This window comes from Sinorhizobium sp. (assembly GCF_059070375.1).
This window is the reverse complement of sequence record NZ_JCACWC010000002.1, coordinates 1,038,466-1,053,022: the sequence shown is the minus strand read 5'-3', so window position 1 is coordinate 1,053,022 and position 14,557 is coordinate 1,038,466. Positions and strand designations below refer to the sequence as shown.

Annotated in this window: 10 protein-coding genes; 8 read left to right on the top strand and 2 right to left on the bottom strand. The window is 63.8% G+C overall.

Annotated features, from left to right (window positions below; genetic code table 11):
* Positions 1-100: 100 nt before the first annotated feature.
* The 8 genes from AC5J09_RS09510 to AC5J09_RS09475 all read left to right on the top strand — a co-directional run bounded on the left by AC5J09_RS09510 (position 101) and on the right by AC5J09_RS09475 (position 10,058).
* Positions 101-1,714, top strand: coding sequence for a GumC family protein (locus AC5J09_RS09510; protein ID WP_324764609.1), 1,614 nt, complete (start codon positions 101-103; stop codon positions 1,712-1,714).
* 12 nt (positions 1,715-1,726) lie between these two features.
* The gene (locus tag AC5J09_RS09505; protein WP_324764610.1) at positions 1,727-3,058 is read left to right on the top strand and encodes an O-antigen ligase family protein; all 1,332 of its coding nucleotides are present in this window, start codon (positions 1,727-1,729) and stop codon (positions 3,056-3,058) included.
* Positions 3,051-3,806, top strand: a complete 756-nt coding sequence (locus AC5J09_RS09500; RefSeq protein WP_324763485.1) for a polysaccharide deacetylase family protein — start codon at positions 3,051-3,053, stop codon at positions 3,804-3,806. Before AC5J09_RS09505 ends, AC5J09_RS09500 begins: the two co-directional genes overlap by 8 nt.
* 10 nt (positions 3,807-3,816) lie before the next feature.
* On the top strand, positions 3,817-5,046 hold the full coding sequence (locus AC5J09_RS09495; protein WP_494297518.1) for a glycosyltransferase family 4 protein: 1,230 nt from the start codon (positions 3,817-3,819) through the stop codon (positions 5,044-5,046).
* A 227-nt stretch (positions 5,047-5,273) separates the two neighbouring features.
* Positions 5,274-6,443 (top strand): glycosyltransferase family 4 protein, encoded by a 1,170-nt coding sequence (locus AC5J09_RS09490; RefSeq protein ID WP_494297673.1) that lies wholly within the window; start codon positions 5,274-5,276, stop codon positions 6,441-6,443.
* Complete coding sequence (locus tag AC5J09_RS09485; protein WP_494297517.1) at positions 6,440-6,829, top strand: VanZ family protein; 390 nt, start codon at positions 6,440-6,442, stop codon at positions 6,827-6,829. The genes AC5J09_RS09490 and AC5J09_RS09485 overlap by 4 nt, the downstream gene beginning before the upstream one ends.
* 29 nt (positions 6,830-6,858) lie before the next feature.
* On the top strand, positions 6,859-7,902 hold the full coding sequence (locus AC5J09_RS09480) for a glycosyltransferase family 2 protein (protein ID WP_494297516.1): 1,044 nt from the start codon (positions 6,859-6,861) through the stop codon (positions 7,900-7,902).
* Positions 7,899-10,058, top strand: a complete 2,160-nt coding sequence (locus AC5J09_RS09475) for a glycoside hydrolase (RefSeq protein ID WP_494297515.1) — start codon at positions 7,899-7,901, stop codon at positions 10,056-10,058. The genes AC5J09_RS09480 and AC5J09_RS09475 overlap by 4 nt, the downstream gene beginning before the upstream one ends.
* Before the next feature lie 2 nt (positions 10,059-10,060).
* Here the strand turns inward: AC5J09_RS09475 and AC5J09_RS09470 are convergent, their stop codons facing one another.
* Both AC5J09_RS09470 and AC5J09_RS09465 read right to left on the bottom strand, forming a co-directional pair.
* The gene (locus AC5J09_RS09470; protein ID WP_440852957.1) at positions 10,061-13,276 is read right to left on the bottom strand and encodes an efflux RND transporter permease subunit; all 3,216 of its coding nucleotides are present in this window, start codon (positions 13,274-13,276) and stop codon (positions 10,061-10,063) included.
* Between the two features lie 3 nt (positions 13,277-13,279).
* Positions 13,280-14,398: an efflux RND transporter periplasmic adaptor subunit gene (locus AC5J09_RS09465; RefSeq protein ID WP_324763491.1), complete on the bottom strand. Its 1,119-nt coding sequence runs from the start codon at positions 14,396-14,398 to the stop codon at positions 13,280-13,282.
* Between the last annotated feature and the right edge of the window lie 159 nt (positions 14,399-14,557).

Sequence of the window (14,557 nt, the reverse complement as noted above, 5' to 3'; positions counted from 1 at the left end):
CGCTTAACCGAATATTCACCCTGCAGGCCCTAAATCCGCATGGGGAATTGCTTATACGGCAATAAGCACCTTGGTGGCTCCGAGGGGATGGGGAAAGCGGATGTATCGGCGCAGCGAGCCCGAGGGACTGGGATTACGCCTGGAAAGGCCACATCAGCGCCTTCGCGCGGGCGGAGGGTCGTTGCTCGACCTCGTGCCCGCGGTAACGGAAGAGGCCGCTCGCGAAGAGGCCCCCGCGGAGGCAGAGGATGGCACCTCCGCCCGCGTGGTGGATATTCCCGTCCCCGCCCATCAGGCGCGCGCTCTTGAGGAGCAGCCTTCCTCCGTCGCGGATTTCTTCCCGCAACTCCACCTCCTGGGCAGCATCGGGGTTAATGACCTCATCGCGTGGCTGCGCAACGGCGCCCGCTGGATCGTGCTCGCGCTCGTCCTCTCGGTTGCCGCCGCCTTTGCCTATGCCGTGGCGGCGACCCCGCGATACACGGTCTATACCGATCTCGTGGTGGACCCTTCCAATCTCAACGTCGTCAGCGACGACGTCTTTACGACCAATCCTCAGCGCGACGCGCAGTTGCTGGAGGTCGAGAGCAAGCTCCGGATCCTGACCTCGCGCAACGTCCTCCAACGCGTCATCGACGAGTTGCGGCTTGCGGACGATCCCGAATTCGTCAGGCCGACAATCCTCGACTGGATGAAGACGCTCATTGCGCCGCGGGACGCCAAGGCGGACAAGGAGCTGGCGGCCATGCGCGCTCTGTCCGAGAGGGTCGAGGCGCGCCGGGAGGAACGTTCCTTCGTCGTGATCCTGAAGGTGTGGAGCGAAGAACCGGCCAAGGCAATCGCCCTTTCGGACGCGATCGTCGAGGCATTCGAGGCGGAACTCTTTCAGTCGGCCGCCGAGAGCGCCGGCCGCGTGGCGCAGAACCTGAACGAGCGACTCGACGAGCTGCGGCGCAACGTCACCGAAGCGGAGAAGAGGGTCGAGGATTTCCGGCGTGAGAACGGCCTGCAATCCACCAATGGCGAGCTCGTCAGCAACCAGCTTTCGAGTGAGCTCAACACCCAGGTTCTCGACGGTCAGCAGCGTTTCATCCAGGCGGAAACGCGTTACAGGCAGATGAGTGCGGCCGTTGCCGAGGGCCAGACCGCCAGCGCCTCGGTGTTCGAGTCGGCAAACATGACCAATCTGCGCCAGCAGTATAATGCCTTGCAGCAGCAGATCGGCTCCATGCAGCTCACTTATGGCGAGCGGCATCCGCGGCTCGTTGCCGCGCGCTCGGAGCGCACGGCGCTGGAAGCGGCGATGAAGGATGAAGCCCGCCGCATTCTGGAGCGCGCGAAGGCCGACTTCGACCGGGAGCAAAAGGCGCTCGATGCGCTCCGCGGCAAGGCGGATGACGAAAAGTCGAACGTCTTCACCGATAACCAGGCCCAGGTGCAGCTTCGTGATCTCGAACGCGACGCGCGCAGCAAGGCGGCGATCTACGAAACCCATCTGGCACGCGCGCAGCAGATCACCGAACGCCAGCAGATCGACACCACGAATATTCGCGTCATCTCGCGGGCCCTGCCGCCAAACGCGCGAAGCTGGCCCCCGCGTACCTTGATCCTGCTGATCGGCGGCGCCGTTCTGGGTCTCGCAATCGGCATCGCCGCGGCACTTGCCCTCGGCCTCTGGAAATTCCTTCGCGGCAAGACCCACGTGGCTGCCTGAGGAGCCCGGGAGATGGATCGCGCGGGCTACGGAGAGGTCGAGCCGACGAATGCGGTAAAGGCGCGTGTCGGTACCGTGCTGTTCATGGCGATCTTCCTGTTCTTCTGGATCTCCATCAATCCATTCGTGGATCTGACGGGCGAGGCGGTGCTGGACCCTTCCGCCGGCAATTCCAACCGGCTGAACCAGATCATCTCGCTCCTGCTTTTCACCGGAATGCTGGGCTACGGCCTGGTCCACCCTTTGCGGCAAACGATACTGCAGCCGCGCGCGCTGCTGGCGATTCTCCTTTCCTGGTTCATCTTTGTTTCGCTGGTGTCGGCGCATCCGATGCTCGGCATCAAGGGTGCGATCCTCGCGTTGATGGTTACCGTCAATGCCAGCGTCTACCTGTTGTTGCCCGCTTCGGAACGCCACTTCGCCAAGATGCTCGGCATCGGCATCCTCATCATGCTCGCGGTCGCCTACTACGGCATTGTCTTCAAGCCGTTGCTCGCGATCCATCAGGCGTCAGAACTGCGCGAGCCGATGAATGCCGGCCTGTGGCGCGGCCACTTTCCCCACAAGAACAGCGCCGCGGCTGCCATGGTGATCGCAGCCTTCATCGGCCTTTACGTCATGAACGTCTGGTCGAGGTTTGCCGGGATCGTCATCGTCGCGCTGTCCTTCGTCTTCCTCGTCAATACCGGGGGTAAGACGTCGACCGCGATGCTGCCGGCCATTCTGCTGCTCGCGCTCATCTTCGAGAAGGTGCGCTTTCTCCGCCTCCCGATTGCCGTCGGCGGCGTCGGTCTTTTCAATCTCTTCGCGGTGGGCTCCGCCGTCTTCTCCCCGCTCGGCGAGTTCATCAGCGGGCTCGGCATCGATGCGACCTTTACCAATCGCGCCGATATCTGGCGTTTCGCCTTCGGTGCGCTCGCCGAACAGCCTCTCACGGGCTATGGCTTCAAGGCCTTCTGGCAGACGGAAGAACTGGTCTATAGCGGCGGCTCGGTCGAGACCTGGGCCGTCGCTGCCGCCAACGGTCACAATTCCTATCTCGACATTGCCCTGATGACGGGCTTCCCGGGCCTCGCCCTGACCCTGATCTGGATCCTTTTCCTGCCGCTTAGAAAGATCGCCCGCATCGCTCCGGAGCGCGAGCATTCGCATCTGACGAGGCTGTTCGTCCGCATATGGCTCTACACGATCTTCAACGCCGGCCTCGAAAGTCTCTTCTTCGAGGGCGGGAGCCTTCTATGGTTCACATTCATGGTCGCGCTCTATGGACTGTCCTTGCAGTCGAGCGCGGAACTGGCGGCTGCTCCTGCACGCGTTCGTCAGGGGAGGGTAGCGCATGCTTGAGAAGCTGAGCGGGCTCGGTCCGCTCGTCGACAGGCTGGCTAACCGGGCGATCTGGAAGCTGGCGGGAGCCCGGCGCCGGTTGGAGACGGAGGTTCCGCTCGTCTCCTTCACCTTCGACGATGTTCCTGACAGCGCACTTGGCGCGGGCGCAGCCATCCTCGAGAAGTATGGAGCCCGCGGCACCTTCTATATTGCGGGCGGGCTAGCCGGGCAGGTGGAGCCGGATCGAAGGCTGATCACGCCCGAAGGGTGCAGCGAGTTGCTCGCCCGCGGACACGAAATCGGCTGCCACACCTTCGCCCACCGAAGATTGCGTGACATTGCCGGCCTTGGCACCGATCTCGACCGCAATGCCGAGTACCTGAAGCAGGTCGGCGTTTCTCCGGCTGCATCGAATTTTGCCTTCCCCTACAACGCTGCCTGGCCGTTGGCACGGGCCGAGCTCCGCCGCCGCTACCGAACGTGCCGGGCAGGGGGCGAGGACATCAACCGCGGTGCCGTCGACCCGATGATGCTCAAGGGCGTCGAGATACGCCAGCCGGAGGATAGGGCGCGCGCGCTGACGCGCTGGATAGACGATGTCGCCGAGCGTCCCGGCTGGCTGATCTTCTTCACTCACGACATTGCCGCGCAGCCCACGAACTACGGCTGCACACCCGATACCTTCGATCATCTGGTCCGCTACGCCGCCGAAAAGGGATGCTGCATCCTGCCCGTCGACAGCGCCGCTGACCGGATCGGCTGGTAAGGAGGCTCTGGTGACCGGGAAGCGCCTTCTTGCGATCAACAACTATTTCTACCGCCGCGGCGGAGCGGAGGCGGTCTTCTTCGACCATATGAGCATGTTCGGCGAGATCGGCTGGGACATTGTTCCCTTCGCCATGCAGCATGATCTCAACGACTCCTCGCCCTGGTCGGATTATTTCGTCTCGGAGATAGAATACGGCCGCCGAACCGGTCTCCTGCGGAAGGCCGTCCAGGCGGCGAGTGTCATCTATTCGCTCGAGGCGCAGCGCAATCTCGGCCGGCTCATAGAACGCGCCCGCCCTTCGGTCGCCCACGCGCACAATGTCTATCATCACCTGTCGCCGGCGATCTTCTCGACCCTGAAAGCCGCCGGCATTCCGGTGGTGATGACGGTCCACGACCTGAAGCTCGCCTGCCCCTCCTACAAGATGCTTCGGGACGGCAGGGTATGCGAGGACTGTCGCGGCGGCAGGGTCTACAATGTCCTGCGTCATCGCTGCGTGAAGGGTTCGGCCCCTCTGAGCGCGGTGGTGCTCGCGGAAACGGTGCTGCACCGCTTGCTCGGGCTCTACCGCGACAAGGTGGACCGGCTGGTCGTGCCAAGCCGCTTCTATCTGGAAAAGCTCGCCGAATGGGGCTGGCCGCGCGAGAAGATGGTTCATATCGCCAATTTCGTCGATGTCACGGCTCTTTCCGGTGATTGGCCGGAGGGCGATTATTTCGCCTTTGCCGGCCGGTTGGCGCCGGAAAAGGGCCTCACGACCCTGATCAAAGCGGCGGCTTTGTCGAACCAGCGGCTGGTCATCGCCGGCACCGGTCCGGAGGAGCAAACACTTCGCCGCCTCGCGGCCGAGCTCAAGGCGGACGTGACTTTCGCCGGCTATCTCTCGGGCGAGAAGCTGCACAAGTTGATCGGCGAGTCCCGCGCGCTCGTGCTGCCGTCGGAATGGTACGAAAACGCGCCGATCAGCGTGCTCGAAACCTACGCGCTTCGGCGCCCGGTGATCGGCGCGGCGATCGGCGGCATTCCGGAAATGGTCAGGGAAGGCGAGACCGGTCTGCTTGCGGCTCCGGGGGACGCCGGGGACCTCGCCAGAGCCCTGTGCGAAATGGCGGCACTTTCGCCGACGGAACGCGCCCGCATGGGGGCGGCCGCCCGGTCCTGGGTCGCGAGCGAATTCTCCGCCGCCGCCTACCGCGAGAGGACGCTCGAGCTTTATGGGGCGATCGGCGTGGCCTGAGGCTTCTCCTCCGATCCTCATTCCTGTGACGAGCACATTCGCCACGCTCGCCCATCACCGTCTGATTTTCGGTCAGACCTCTACGAATCTAATGACCGTCTTACCGGGATGGTAAGTCTTCTGCTCGTAAAAGATGCGAATTGGGTTATCGCTGGGGCGCAACAACCATGAGCAGAAGATCGGGGGTTTCCCGAGATCGGCCTTCGGCAGGGCCGGATGCGTCGGCAATGCCGGGCGGGGCGACCGCGAGCATGCCTGCAAGCGCTTATCGTGCACTGCCGATAGAGCGCCGCCGCGTGATGATGCTCGGGCTTCGTGGAATTCCGAACGTTCAGGGCGGCGTGGAAAAGCACGTGGAGATGCTCGCAGGCAGGCTGGTCGCGCATGGTTGGGATGTCGAGGTCGTCGGACGCCGGCGCTATCTTCCGGGCCGCGCGCCGCATTCCTGGAACGGAATTCGCGTCACTTCCCTCTGGTCTCCACGTATGATGGCACTCGAGGCCATCGTCCATACCTTCCTCGGTGTATGCTATGCGGCGCTGCGGCGCCCGGATATCCTGCACATCCACGCCGTCGGCCCGGCGCTCCTGGTACCGCTCGCCCGGCTGATGCGCCTGAACGTCGTCGTGACCCACCACGGCTATGACTACGACCGACAGAAATGGGGGGCTTTCGCCAGGAGGATATTGCGAGCGGGTGAACGCATGGGCATGCGGCTCGCGCAAGGCCGCATCGCAATCTCCAGGGATATCGCCGTTACGATGGGCGAACGCTATCGCGTACCGGTGTCTTTGGTACCGAATGGCGTCACCGTTTCGCGCCCCAGCGGCGAAACCGGCATTCTCGGCGAATTCCGTCTGTTGCGACGGCGCTATATCCTGCTTGCGGCGCGGCTTGTTCCGGAGAAGCGGCAGATCGATCTCATCCAGGCATATGCAAAACTTGAAAATAGCGGATTCGATCTCGTGCTTGCGGGCGGTGCGGAATTCGCGGGCGCCTACGAAGAGGAAGTACGGGCGCTGGCCAGCCGCGTGCCGGGCGTCGTCCTGACGGGGTTCCAGACTGGCGATCGCCTGGCGGAACTCTTCGCCAATGCGGCGCTCTTCGTGCTGCCGTCGAGCCATGAAGGCATGCCGATCGCGCTTCTGGAGGCGATGGCCCATGGTCTCCCGGTTCTGGCAAGCGACATCGTTGCCAACCGGCAGCTCGGCCTGCCCGCCGACGATTATTTTCCGCTGGGGAACGTCGACGCGCTTTCGTCTGCCATCGCCGAAAAGATCGCCAATCCCCCCGACGAACAAGAGGTGCTCGCGCAGACCGAGCGCGTCGAAACCGTCTATAGCTGGTCGAGCGTGGCACTGAAGACGCTCGACGTCTACCGGGCGGTGACGAAATGAATGTCAGGCGCATCGCATCGGTACTTGCGTGGCTGCTTCTTGGCGTCATTGCCTATTCGACCCTTTCTCCGCTCGACCTGCGCCCGCACATGGGCAGCTCGGTGCAGGTTGAACGGTTCGGAGCATTCGGGCTGACGGGTCTCATGTTCGCGATCGCCTATCCCCGGCACGTGCTTGCCGTTCTGGCGGCTATGCTCGCGGCGGCAATCGGGCTGGAACTCACGCAGATGCTCGCCGCCGACCGCCATGCACGGTTGATCGACCTTTCGGTCAAAATGGCGGGGGCGGGCTGCGGTGTCGGCGCCGGCTGGCTGCTCGTCCGCCTTTGGCACCGGTTTCAGCCGAAAATCGCGGGCATGAACCAAAGCGCAAACCACCGCGGATAGATCTTCGCCGCGCGATTTTGGGGGCTCTCTTGACCATATCCATCATCATCAAGACATTGAATGAAGAGAAGCGGATTGCCGCAACCGTCGAGAGCGCGCTCGCAGCGCTTCGCGACGTGGGCGGCGAGGTCATCATCGCCGACAGCGGCTCCTGCGACCGCACGGTCGAAATCGCCTCGCAATATCCCGTCATCATCGCCCAGATCGCCCCGCCCGCGCGACCGAGCTGCGGCATCGGTCCGCAGCTCGGCTTCCAGCATTCCCGCCACGATTACGTCTGTCTCATCGACGGCGACATGCTGCTCGACGCTGCCTTCCTCAAAGACGCCGTCCGCTTCCTGGCCGACAATCCGGCCATGGCAGGCGTTACCGGACATGTGGAGGAAATGCACATCTCGAACCTCGAATTCGCGCGCCGCGTCAGCCGCAATGCGCCCGAGAACCGGACGGGTCCGATCGATCGCATGAACGGCGGCGGGCTCTACAGGCGCAGTGCCGTCGAGGACGTCGGCTACCTCTCGGACCGCAACCTGCACGGCTACGAGGAATTCGATCTCGGCATCCGCCTCAGAAGTGCCGGCTGGAGGCTTTACCGGCTCGACCGCCGTTTCGTCCAGCACTTCGGCCATACGGTCAATTCCTACCGGCTGCTCGTTCGACGCTGGAAGACCAAATATCTCTACGGGATAGGCGAGCTTCTGCGCGCTTCTCTCGGCAAGCCCTATTTCTTTCAGCTGTTGCGGGAACTGCCGGAGCTGAAACTCTGGGCTCTCGTCTATCTCTGGTGGCTCGCCTGCCTCGGCCTGATCCTGCTGCTGCCCGATACGCTCATGGCCCTCGCCGCCGTCTGCGCGAGTTTCGCGGCCGCCGTTCTCGCCGTCAGCTTCCGAAAGGGCGGCCTCAGCATGGGCCTCTATACGGTCGTCGCCTGGTTCTTCCATGCGGCAGCCCTTCCTGTCGGCTTCCTGCGAAGCCGGCGGCTGCCTGCCGAACCGATCGAAAGCACGATCCTCGCAAAGGGTCGTCTCGGGGAGTCCTCTCCCGGCGAACCGGTTCTCGGAAAGATGGCATGAGGAGGCCATCCCTCGCGGCGGCGCTGCTTTGCACGTGGCTGTCCCCGGCCGCAAGTGCCTCTGAATGGGTGCCGGTTCGCGAGGTCTCGCTCGAAGTCCGCGCCGGCAGTCCGCTCGATTTCTCGTCCTTGCTGCCGAACGCTTCGATCGACGCGGACAGCCGCCTCGTTGCAGGTCCGGATGGCCGGCTGGCCTTTGCCAGGGCGCCGGAACAACCGGTCAGAATGTTATGCGCGTCGCTCGCCTGGAGTCCGGCATCCGGCGGCTTTCCGGACCATGACGGCGCCGAGCGCTACGCCCGCCAGCTTGCGATGCACGGATACAACATCGCCCGGCTCCATTTCGTCGATGCCAGCCTTATGTTCGGCAGGCAGAAGGATTTCGATTTCGATCCGGAGACGCTGGATCGTGTCCATTACCTGCTGGCGGCGCTGAAGCGCAACGGCATCTACTGGATCATCGATGGACTTTCGTCTCCGCGCGGCGCCTACGGCGGCCACGACGACCGATGGGACGCAAACGGCGATCTCAAGCTCCGGCTGCACCTCGATGAAGAGGCCGTTGCGCACTGGAGCAAGCTGCAGGAGACGTTTCTCGCGAGCGTCAATCCCTATACGGGGACGGCGACCATCCGCGACGACGCGCTCGCATTGGTGATCCTTGCCAATGAAAACGGCATGGAGTTCGACAGCGTCGTGCGTGAGCGGCCCGAAAAGCCCGCCTATGATGAGGCGCTGGCGGAACCATTCAACCGCTGGCTTTCGGCACGCTACGGCACGACGGAAGCGCTCGCGAGCGCCTGGGGAGATCTCGGTGCCGACGAGCGGGTCGAAACGGCATCGGTGAGGCTTCCCGCCAATCGCTACGCAGACGGTCCGCGGATGCGCGATCTCCAGGCCTTCTTCGTCGAGACCGAGCGCGCCTCCGCCGCACGCATGAGCCAGGTCCTGCGCGATTTGGGCTATCGCGGCCTGATCAGCACCTACAACAATTGGCCGACGGTGCAGACGGCGCTCAGCCGGCGCGATCTCGACGCCGTGACCATGAACACCTATCACGATTGGGTCGGGGGTTATTCTGCGGGAAGCGCTTTGACGCAGGCAAGTTCGCTTGCAGACGGCGCCAGCTACATGCGCATGATCGCCGCGGCGCGGTGGCTTGGAAAACCTTTCATCGTCAGCGAATACGACCATCTCTTCTGGAACCGCTATCGCTACGAGGCGGGCCTGACAATGCCGGCCTACGCTGCACTCCAGGGCTGGGACGTGCTTTGCCGTCACGGCCACGGGCCGATCGCGCTCGCCTATGGCGAACCGTTTCCGCACAAGAAGGCGATGCTTCCCTATGCGATTGCGCTCGATCCCGTGGCGCGTGCCGGCGAGACGCTCAGCGCACTCGTCTTTCGTCGCGGCGACGTGACGACCTCCGCCATTACGATCCCCTTCCCAATTCGCGGCGAGGAGGATCTCGGCGAGGACATGCAGGCCCGCGAGCCGGAGCGACTGACCGATCTGGCGCTGGTCGGGCGCATCGGCCTGCTGCGGGCAGACCCGTCCGGTGGAGAAAGCGGTGTCACGCAACCACGCGACCGGGACGCCGGAACAATCCTTGCCGCACTCCGCGACGAACATATGCTCGCGACCGAAAATCGCACCGACACCACAAGCGGAGTTTACGAAAGCGATACAGGCCAGGTCCTGCTCGACCGCCGGGCAGGGCAGCTCCGTGTTTCGACGCCCGCTACGGAAGCTGCAGCCTTCTCCTCTCTGCGTGAACCGATCGATCTCGGTCTCATGCGCATCGGACAGGCGGACGGCAACGGTCTCGTGGCGCTTTCGGCTATCGACGCTGAAGGCACGCTTTCCGAAAGCCGGCGCCTGCTTTTGATCTTTGCAACAGATGCGCAGAACACCGGCATGGTCTTTCGCGACAGCGAAGAGAAGGTGATCGAGGATTTCGGCGCGCTGCCGGCGAGAATCCGGAAGGGCTATGTCGATCTCGAACTGGCACGAACCGCTGCCAGATGGAGCGTGTCACCGGTAGGCCTGGACGGCACCGTCTATCCGCCCGTCGACAGCGGCAGCGGGCGCGTCGCCTTCCGCCTCTCGAACGACACGCCCTATGGGCCCACTCCCTATTTTCTCGTGGAGATGTAGGCTCAGCCGGCAGCGCCCCGGTCGTGTCCGGCGGGCTGAGCCGGTTCGGCTCCCTCTTGGTTCCTGGCATCTTCTGCCGCATCGCCTGCCGTGTGTGACGACAGGCCGGCGAGCTTGTGCCCCCTCTCGCGCAGCCACTGGAATACGACATAGAGCGCGGGAATGATGAAAATTCCGAGGAGCGATGCGGCGAGCATGCCCCCGGCAACCCCCGTGCCGACGGCACGGCGGCTGAGCATGCCGGCGCCTTCGGCCGTGACGAGCGGGATCAGCCCCATGATGAAGGCGAAGCTGGTCATCATCACCGCACGGAAACGGGTACGCGCGCCCTCCACGGCGGCATCGACGATCGGCACCCCCTTCTCCCGCTGGAACTTGGCGAATTCGACGATCAGGATCGCGTTCTTGGACGCGAGCGCGATCAGCACGACGAGGCCGATCTGGGCATAGATGTCGAAGGAGAGCCCTGCCAACAGCACGGCGACGAGAGCGCCTGCTACGCCGACGGAGACCGAAAGCAGAACCGGTATGGGGATCGTCCAGCTTTCGTAAAGAGCCACGAGGAAGAGATAGGCGAAGAACAGGGCCAGTGCCAGGATCACCGTCGTCTGGCCCGCGGCTTCGAGTTCCTGCAGCGCCGTCCCCGTCCACTCGAAGCTGTAGCCCGGCGGCAGCGTGGCGGCGGAGACCTGTTCCATTGCGGCCAGCGCTTCACCCGAGGAGACGCCCGGCGCCGGCTGGCCGTTGAGCGTGATGGAGCGGTAATTGTTGTACCGCACGATGGATTGCGGCCCGACGATGTAGTCCACGCGCGCGACCGAGGCCACGGGGACCATATCGCCCGCGGCATTGCGTACATGCAGCCGGGAGATGTCGTCGACGGCATCGCGATCCGCTTCGGCGGCCTGCATGGTGACTTTCCAGCTCCGGCCGAAAAGATTGAAGTCGTTGACGTAATAGGATCCGAGCGTGCCCTGCAGCGTCGCGAAAAGATCGCTCACAGAGACCCCGAGCGCCTGCAGGCGATCGCGGTCGAGATCCAGATAAAGCTGCGGCGAGCTCGCGGAATAGGTGCTGAATGTAGGTCCGAGCTGCGGGTTCTGGTTGGCGGCCACCATCAATCCGCCTGCCGTCGCGGCAAGCTCGGCCGGCGATCGGCCCTGGAGGTCAAGCAGCTGATACTCGAAGCCGGAGCCGGTGCCGAGACCGATAATGGGCGGCAGGTTGAAGGCGAAAACCTGGGCATTGCGGATTGCCGCACCCTTGGCCATCACCGTGCCGATCGCGGCATTGACAGATGCGCTTTCGCTCTGGCGTTCGGCGAAGGGCTTCATGGTCACGATCGCGAACGCGCTGCTGGATTTGGCGATTCCGTCGAGGAAGCTGTAGCCGGTGACGGTCGTGACGTTCGCCACGCCCTCGATTTCGCCGAGCATTGTTTCGACCTCGCGCACCACGGCGTCGGTCCTGTTGAAGGAGGCACCTTCCGGAAGGCGGATTTCGGCAAAGAAGGCGCCTTGATCCTCGCTGGGGAGGAACCCGGTCGGCACGACCCGGAACAGCCAGCCACTGGCGCCGATCGCAACGGCAAGGAGGACCAAGCCGATGACGGCCCTGCGCGCAATGCCGCCTGCGACATGCGCATAGCCGTTGCGGGTACGGTCGATACCCCGGGAAATCCATCCAAGGACGCCGCGCTTCGGCCCGTGATGGGGCTTCAGGAGGATCGCGCAGAGGGCCGGGCTGAGGGTCAGTGCGTTGATCGCGGAAATGACCATCGACACCGATACGGCGACGGCGAACTGCTGGAAGAGCTGCCCGCTCAGGCCAGGAATGAATGCCACCGGTACGAATACCGAAAGCAGCACGAGCGTGATGGCGACGATCGCCCCGGTGATTTCTCCCATGGCGAGGCGCGCGGCCTGCGCCGCGCTCATGCCGGGGTTTTCCTCCATGACGCGCTCGACGTTTTCCACCACCACGATCGCATCGTCGACGACGATGCCGATGGCGAGCACCAGCGCCAGAAGCGAAACCGTGTTGAGCGAAAAGCCCATCGCCAGGATCACGGCGAAGGTGCCGACGAGCGCCACCGGGACGGCGATGAGCGGAATCAGTGTCGCGCGCCAATTGCCGAGAAAGAGGAAGACGACGACGATGACGAGTGCGAAGGCTTCGAACAGGGTGTGCTCGACATTCTCCACGCTCGCCTCGACGAAATCGGACGTGTCGTAGGAGACCGTATAGGTGAGCCCCTCCGGGAAGGCCTGGGCCAGGCGCTCCATCGCCTGCTGCACGCCCTCCGTGGCGGCGAGCGCATTGGCGCCCGGCGCCTGATAGGTGCCGATCATCGCCACGGGCTTGCCGTTGATGCGGGCGGTGGAGTCGGAGGTCACAGAACCCAGTTCGACGCGCGCGACGTCGCGGATGCGCACGAAGGACCCGTCCGCCTCTGCCCGAAGCACGACGTCCTCGAACTGGGCGGGATCGGTGAGCCGGCCCTGCGTCTGTATGTTCAGCTGGAACAGCGGATCGTCGGTCATCGGCTGCGCGCCGATGCGGCCGATCGCCGCCTGGACGTTCTGGGTCTTCAGGGCGTTGACCACATCCGTCGGCGTCAGCCCCAGATTTGTCAGCCGATCGATGTCGAGGACGATCCGCATCGAATAGTCCTGGGCACCGAAGAGCGTCGCGTCGCCGACCCCCGGCACGCGCTTGATCGTGTCGAGCACGTTGATCGTGGCGTAGTTCGAGAGGAACAGATTGTCGAACTCGTCATTCTCGCCGTGGATGGCGATCACCTGCATGAGCGAGGATGACTGCTTCTTGACGCTGACGCCGCTCTGCTTGACTTCGGCCGGCAGCACCGGCTCGGCAAGCGCGACGCGGTTCTGCACGTTGACGGTGGCGATATCCGGATCGGTGCCGACGGCAAAGGTCACCGTCAGCGAGTAGGTCCCGTCGGCGCCGCTCGTCGATTTCATGTAGAGCATGTTGTCGACGCCGACGACCTTGCTTTCCAACGGCTGAGCGACGGTGGCCTCGACCACGTCGGCGCCTGCGCCGGGATAGCTCGCGGTCACGCTGACCTGCGGCGGGACGATATCGGGGAACTGTGCAATCGGCAGCCTCGTAAGGGCGATCAGCCCCGCGAGCGTGAGCACGATGGAAATGACCGCGGCAAAGCGCGGACGATCGATGAAGATCCCGGAGATCATGGCTCAGCCACCCGTCGTGGTTGCGGCGACGGCGTCCACCACGATGCCCGGCCGAACCTTGCCCACACCCTCGGTTATGACGTTTTCTCCCTCCTTCAGTCCCTTGGCGACGACGGCCTGGCCGCGGCTGGAGCGGCTGACGTCGACGCGGCGAAGCTCGACCTTGGAGTTGGCGTCGACCACCATGACAAAGGCGCCCTGCTGGTCGCGCTGGACCGCCTGTTGCGGTACGGCCAGCACGTCCTGCCGATCGGACTGCTCGAGAACGACCCTGACGAGCGTCCCGTCGAGAAGCGTCCCGCGGGGATTGGGAAACTCGGCGCGAACCGTAACGGTGTCGGTCCCTTGCGAGACCGTGCTCGCGACGAAGTCTATTGTGCCTTTTTCCGGGTAATCGGTACCGTTCGGAAGCGTGATGCTGACATTGGCGCCGCCGGACATCTCACCCTTTTCGACGCGCTCGCGGTAGGAGAAATAAAGGGATGTCGCTACGGGAAACTCGACATAGATCGGGTCGAGACGCGTCAGAGTCACGAGCGCTCCGCTGTCCGGCGTGACCAGGGCGCCGACATCGACGCTGGTCAGGCCGACGACGCCATCGAACGGCGCGAGGATCTTCGTGTAGGAAAGATTGAGCTCGGCATTCTGCTTACTGCCCTTGAGGCGCAGTATATCGGCCTCGGCCTTTTTCAGTTGCGCATTCGCAGTGTCGAGCGTCGCCTGCGCGACGGTATTGGTGGAGATCAACCGCTGGGCACGGTCACGTTCGAGAACGGCGAGGTCCCGTTGAGCCTCCGCTGCCGCGATCGAACCGTCGATCTCCTGCAGCGCGGCGCGATAGGCACCGTCTTCCACCTGGTAAAGGACTGTTCCCGCCGAGACCTTCTGCCCATCCTCGAAATTGACCTTCTCGAGGAATCCGGACACGCGGGCGCGGATGTCCACCTTTTGAACGGCGACGACCTTGCCGGTCAGGCCGACGCTTTCGCGCAGGTCCATGACCGCGGCCGGCGCGACGGTAACCGAGGGAGGCGGCTGTTGCGCCTGCGCATTTCCCGCCATGACGCTGACTGCGAGCAGTCCGCAAGTCAGACCGGCAGCCAGAATTCTCGAAACACGCATGCAATGCTCCCCTCAAGCGGACCCCGCACGCGTCGCGTGGATCACACCATCTATCTCGGCTCAAGCCACCCCTTCACTTCGAGCGGCGCAACTTGAAATTGCTTCTCTTTCTCATGCTAGCGGGGCTGCGGCAAATAGGGAAGCGGGTTTGTCACTGCA

Coding starts and splice junctions, on each gene's coding strand:
- AC5J09_RS09510 (WP_324764609.1), top strand. CDS start 101: ATGTATCGGCGCAGCGAGCCCGAGGGACTGGGATTACGCCTGGAAAGG.
- AC5J09_RS09505 (WP_324764610.1), top strand. CDS start 1,727: ATGGATCGCGCGGGCTACGGAGAGGTCGAGCCGACGAATGCGGTAAAG.
- AC5J09_RS09500 (WP_324763485.1), top strand. CDS start 3,051: ATGCTTGAGAAGCTGAGCGGGCTCGGTCCGCTCGTCGACAGGCTGGCT.
- AC5J09_RS09490 (WP_494297673.1), top strand. CDS start 5,274: ATGCCGGGCGGGGCGACCGCGAGCATGCCTGCAAGCGCTTATCGTGCA.
- AC5J09_RS09485 (WP_494297517.1), top strand. CDS start 6,440: ATGAATGTCAGGCGCATCGCATCGGTACTTGCGTGGCTGCTTCTTGGC.
- AC5J09_RS09475 (WP_494297515.1), top strand. CDS start 7,899: ATGAGGAGGCCATCCCTCGCGGCGGCGCTGCTTTGCACGTGGCTGTCC.
- AC5J09_RS09470 (WP_440852957.1), bottom strand. CDS start 13,276: ATGATCTCCGGGATCTTCATCGATCGTCCGCGCTTTGCCGCGGTCATT.
- AC5J09_RS09465 (WP_324763491.1), bottom strand. CDS start 14,398: ATGCGTGTTTCGAGAATTCTGGCTGCCGGTCTGACTTGCGGACTGCTC.